The organism is Sandarakinorhabdus sp. (assembly GCF_031430775.1).
Taxonomy (GTDB): domain Bacteria; phylum Pseudomonadota; class Alphaproteobacteria; order Sphingomonadales; family Sphingomonadaceae; genus Sandarakinorhabdus.
Window position 1 is genome coordinate 1 of sequence record NZ_JANPCD010000007.1, and the last position, 4592, is coordinate 4592.

Here is a 4592-nt window from a genome sequence, read left to right on the forward strand (position 1 = left end):
GGATTCGCAGTTCGCTCACTGGACGACCAGTGACGTGAAGAACACTTCGGCGATGGCCGGCGGCTCACCGCGCCCCTTTAGCGCCGCATTGAGCGCGTCCTTGAGGCGACCTCGCAGGGTCTCCTTGGTTTTCTGGTCGGCAATATCGGCCTCGCCGCAATCACCCAACACAGCCAGCACCGCCGAGATCAGCGCCGGCTTGTGCTTTTCCACTGCTGCAACCGCTTCAGGGCCGCCATTGGTCGAAAGCGACAGTTTGACCTGAAGATAGCGGCCGGTATCGACGAGGTTCGAGGTAAAGGCGTTGTCGATTTCGATGTATTCCAGCGCCTCGGATTTTGGCGGAGGTGGCGCTTCGGCATGGCCGCCGCCGGATTTGGCACCGCCGGTGATCTGCAAGACGGCAATGGCCGCGCCGCCGCCGCCCGCACCGGCGCCCGCAACGAACGCCAGGATCGGCATGAGCTTTCCCAAGATGTTGCGCTTGGGCTTGACGGCGTCGGTCGGGGGGGCATCGGTCATCTGGGTTCAGCCTCAAGCATAACGGTCGGGAATGGGGGACACGCTGCGCGGCAGCGATACGGCCCTGTCGTGTTCGGCTGGATGCCGGCCCGGCGCGCGTTGCTGCTGCCGGTTTGCCCCGCCGCTGCCGACATCGAGCGAGGCGAGGCGCACCCCGGCTTCCGCGAGTTCGGCGGCGAGTCGCGGCGCCTCGGCTGCAACCTGGCCGACCAGGCCGGGATCGACGGCAAGGGTGACGGTCAGCGCATCAGCAGCGCCGGTCAGTGAAATCCCGACATCACCAATGGTCGGGGTAGGCACGAACACCATCGGCGCGGCGGGCGCGGCAGGTGCCGGCGCCGGGGTCGCTGATGGCGGCAAGGGCGACAGCGCGTGCGCCAGGCCGGAAAGGGCCGGCGCCGAACTTGTGGCCTCGGCCAACAGTGTTTGCGTGCGCGGCAGCCGCTCGCGCGGTTCCGGCAGTGGCGCAACTTCGGTCGGCGGCAGGGACAACGCCTGCGGCGGCAGGGCCAACGCCTGCGGCGGCAAGGACAACGCCATCGGCTGGCCGGAAATAGCGGCGGCTGCCATGGCGGGGGCGCTCGCCATTGGCGCGGTAGCGGGCGCCAAAGGCTCGCGTACCGAGCCGGCGGCAGTCGCAATCACAGGCTCCGTCGCGTGACCGCCTGCGGGCGCATATTGTGCGGCCCGCAGTTGCGCAAACATGGCCGAAAGCACCGATTCCGGCGCTGATGGGCCGGGCGGAAGCGGCGCAGACGGCGACCCAGTAAACGGCAGCAGGCGCGCCATCGCTACAAGATGCTTGTGGTCTGCGGCGCCAGCAAACGCCGACCGACCGGACAGGGCGGCTGCGCGCGCGGCCGGCACCCGCGGCATGAACGAGCTGACCGGCGGCGCACCAACCGGCTGCGTTTCGATGTTGCCCTTGATGACAGCCCCGGTTGTGCCATTGCCATCAACTGGCGGTGGCAGTGAGGGTGGCGGTGCCAGAAACGCTGTCATGGCAGCGATGCTGTCAAGCGGCCCTGCTGCGACCTGCTCATCTGCTTCGGGCTGCTCGGCGGCCGGCGGGTTCAACATGACATCGTGCATCGTGTCGGCGGGCAAAGTCTCGGCGGTGCCTGCGCGCCCGCGAACCGGCGGCATGTCCAGGGTGAGGGCGTGGTCGGCGGTTTTTGCAATGGCCAGCCCGGCCGCCATTGCGGGCGGGGCAACTGGCGACGGCAAACCAGGCATCGCAGCCGGCGTCCCGGCAACCAGTGCCAGATGCGCAGCAAATCCAGGCGCAGCGGGGACAATTGCGACAGGCGCCGACACGCCCGGGCCACTGATCAGGCCAAATGTATCGGGCAAAGTCGGGCCAGGGATGGTCTGGGCAATCACGGCAATTCCTCTCGTTCGGCGCGGCGGGCGATGGCGGCATCAACGGCGGCGCGGGCGCGGGCCAGCGACTGCGCCTGCTCAGCGGCGAAGGCGGTGTTGTTGGCCAGGCGGTCGGCGATATCGCCGGCAAGCTTGCCCAGCATGACATCGGCTCGGGCGCGGGCCTTGGCTGCACCCGCCGCTGCCACGCCTTGATATTGACCGATGCGCAGCGTGCTGACCCTGGCCAGCAACGCCGCTTCGGCATTGACGCGGGCCTGGGCGCGGCCAAGTTCGGCCAGCGCCTGTGCTGCGCGAATCTCGCGCACCCGGATTATGCGGTCCAGCACGTCGGTCATGGCGCCACCAATGCGACAAGCGATGCGGCGCTGTCGTCCCATGCGGCGGCGCTGTGCCGGGGTTGGCTGCGCCACGCCTCCAGCCGGGGCGCCAGCGCCAGTGCCGTATCCAGTTCGGCATCGCTGCCCGGCGCATAGGCGCCCATCAGCACCAGATCGCGATTATCGTCGATAAGCGATGACAGGCGGCGGAACCGGGCGGCAGCCACGAGATGTTCGGTGCTGACGACATCGGCCATCACCCGGCTGGCCGATGCCGCCAGGTCGATGGCCGGATATTGGCCGCGTCCTGCCAGCTTGCGGCTGAGCAGCACATGCCCGTCCATGACGCCGCGCGCGGCGTCGACAACCGGGTCGGCGCGGTCGTCGCTTTCGGCCAGAACCGTGGCAACAAGGGTAATGGCACCGCCGCTGCGCCGGTCACCGCCGGCGCGTTCGGCAAGGCCGGCAATCAGCGCCAGCGATGACGGCGGATAGCCGCGCCCACCGGCGTTTTCCCCTCGGGCCAAGGCCACTTCGCGGGCGCCGTGGACCACGCGCGACAGGCTGTCGAGGATGAGCAATACCTGCGAGCCGCCGTCGCGGAAATGTTCGGCCATGGCAAAGGCGCGCATGGCGCCGCGTACCCTGAGCAGCGGCGCATCGCTGGCTGGTACGGCCACGACTATGGTGCGCGCGCGCGCTGGGCCGACCAGTTCGGTTTCGATGAAATCGGTGATTTCACGGCCGCGTTCACCGATAAGCGCCATGATGACAATATCGGCGCTGGCCCAGCGCGTGATCTGGCCGAGTAGCACGGATTTGCCCACGCCCGTGCCGGCCATGATGCCGATGCGCTGGCCGATGCCAAAGCTGAGCAAGCCGTCGATGGCCCGCACGCCGGTGGCCAGCGGCCGGGTGACGCGCAGCCGGTCGGCCGGGCCGAGCATGGCCGGGCTGGCTGGCCGCATCGTGGCGGCGACAATCGGCCCGCGCCCATCGAGCGGCCGGCCCATCGCATCGATGACGCGGCCGAGCACGCCGTTGCCGCAGGCAATCGTGCCGGCATCGTCATCGGGCAGCACAAGCGCCCCCGGCACGACGCCGGCCAGCGGCGACAGGCCCATGAACAACGCCCGTCCGTCACGAAAGCCGATCAATTCCGCCGCCTGGCGCTGCGGACCGATCAGCCCGCGGCTGCCGATGGCGGCATCGATGCCCAGCGCCTCGATGGTGCTGCCATCAAAGGCCATGACGCGGCCGCCGCGCCGCAGTGGCAGGCCGGGCACTTCGGCTGCGCTCGCCAATGCCGCGATTGCCCCGGTCACCGTCACAACAGGGCCTCCATCGCCACGGCAAGACGGGCATCCAGCCCGGCAGCGATGGCGAAATCGGGGCCGTGCACGGCAAATTCATCGCGCGCCATCGCGGCATCCGGCGCCGTCGCCAGCCCGGCCGGAAGCTGCCCCGCCAGCGCCGCCAGCGTTTCGGGGTGCGCCATCAGCACCGGCGCTTCGTCCGGGCGAACTTGCGCCAGCGCCAGATCGACCAGCGGCATCAACACCTCGGCGCCGGACTTGAGCTCGGCCGCCAGCACGGCCTTGGCCAGCGAGCGCACCAGTGTCGTCAATAGTGGCCGCAAGCTGTCCGGTTCAACCTGGCAAGCCGCTTGCAAGGCGTCTGCCGCTGCTTCCAGCGCGGCGATAAGCGGCGCGAGCTGCGCCTCGGCCTCGGCCCGGCCCGCGTCATGGCCGGCATGCCAGCCCTGCGCATGGGCCGCAGCCACCGCACCGGCAAGATCAGGCGTCTCGGGCGGCGATTGCCGACCTGGCCGCTGGAGCGCGTCCAACAAGCTGGCTAGACCAGTCGCACCCGAAAAGCTGCACCAGTCGGTCTTGCCATTCCCATCGGCAAGTGACGCCAGCAGCCGCCGCGACGCACTGGCCAGGGTCCTGTCGGCATCGCCGGTCGTCCGCAAAGCCGCCGCCAATGCAGGGTCATGCACCGTCATGAGAACGTCTCGGCCATCATGGGCGTCCTAGACATAGCCGCCATCGGCCTGCGGCAGCATAAGCGCACCGGAATCGCCCAGCCGGCGCACGGTGCGGCAGATTTCGCGCTGCGCCTCGGTGACTTCGCAGCGTTTCATGGGGCCGCGATCGGCCAGTTCGTCCTGTAACTGCGATGCGGCGCGCTTGGACATTGACGAGAAAATCAACGTGCGGATGTCGGCATCGGCCCCCTTCAGCGCCACGGCCAGCAGCGCCGAATCCGTTTCGCGTATGACAAGCTGCACATCCTTGAGCGACAGCAGCGCCAGTTCGGCAGAGATGATCTGCAGCGCCTCGTATTCGGCGGCCAGCTCAGGAT

6 protein-coding genes are annotated in these 4592 nt (G+C 68.9%); all 6 read right to left on the reverse strand.

Features of this window, described 5'->3' with window-relative positions; translation table 11 throughout:
* Nucleotides 1-15: 15 nt before the first annotated feature.
* Nucleotides 16-522, reverse strand: coding sequence for a flagellar basal body-associated FliL family protein (gene fliL, locus RMQ73_RS00310; RefSeq protein WP_310495960.1), 507 nt, complete (start codon nucleotides 520-522; stop codon nucleotides 16-18).
* 12 nt (nucleotides 523-534) lie between these two features.
* Nucleotides 535-1905 (reverse strand): hypothetical protein, encoded by a 1371-nt coding sequence (locus RMQ73_RS00315; RefSeq protein WP_310495961.1) that lies wholly within the window; start codon nucleotides 1903-1905, stop codon nucleotides 535-537.
* The gene (locus tag RMQ73_RS00320; protein ID WP_310495962.1) at nucleotides 1902-2243 is read right to left on the reverse strand and encodes a hypothetical protein; all 342 of its coding nucleotides are present in this window, start codon (nucleotides 2241-2243) and stop codon (nucleotides 1902-1904) included. The genes RMQ73_RS00315 and RMQ73_RS00320 overlap by 4 nt, the downstream gene beginning before the upstream one ends.
* The gene (locus RMQ73_RS00325) at nucleotides 2240-3556 is read right to left on the reverse strand and encodes a FliI/YscN family ATPase (protein WP_310495963.1); all 1317 of its coding nucleotides are present in this window, start codon (nucleotides 3554-3556) and stop codon (nucleotides 2240-2242) included. Before RMQ73_RS00325 ends, RMQ73_RS00320 begins: the two co-directional genes overlap by 4 nt.
* Nucleotides 3553-4233 carry a hypothetical protein gene (locus RMQ73_RS00330; RefSeq protein WP_310495964.1) on the reverse strand — a complete coding sequence of 227 codons (681 nt, stop codon included), beginning with the start codon at nucleotides 4231-4233 and terminating at the stop codon, nucleotides 3553-3555. Before RMQ73_RS00330 ends, RMQ73_RS00325 begins: the two co-directional genes overlap by 4 nt.
* Before the next feature lie 27 nt (nucleotides 4234-4260).
* Nucleotides 4261-4592: FliG C-terminal domain-containing protein (locus RMQ73_RS00335; protein ID WP_310495965.1), on the reverse strand; the 332-nt coding region annotated here is incomplete at its 5' end.

Excerpts from the sequence above, each read along its gene's own strand:
- fliL (WP_310495960.1), bottom strand. The coding sequence starts at position 522 with ATGACCGATGCCCCCCCGACCGACGCCGTCAAGCCCAAGCGCAACATC.
- RMQ73_RS00320 (WP_310495962.1), bottom strand. The coding sequence starts at position 2,243 with ATGACCGACGTGCTGGACCGCATAATCCGGGTGCGCGAGATTCGCGCA.
- RMQ73_RS00330 (WP_310495964.1), bottom strand. The coding sequence starts at position 4,233 with ATGACGGTGCATGACCCTGCATTGGCGGCGGCTTTGCGGACGACCGGC.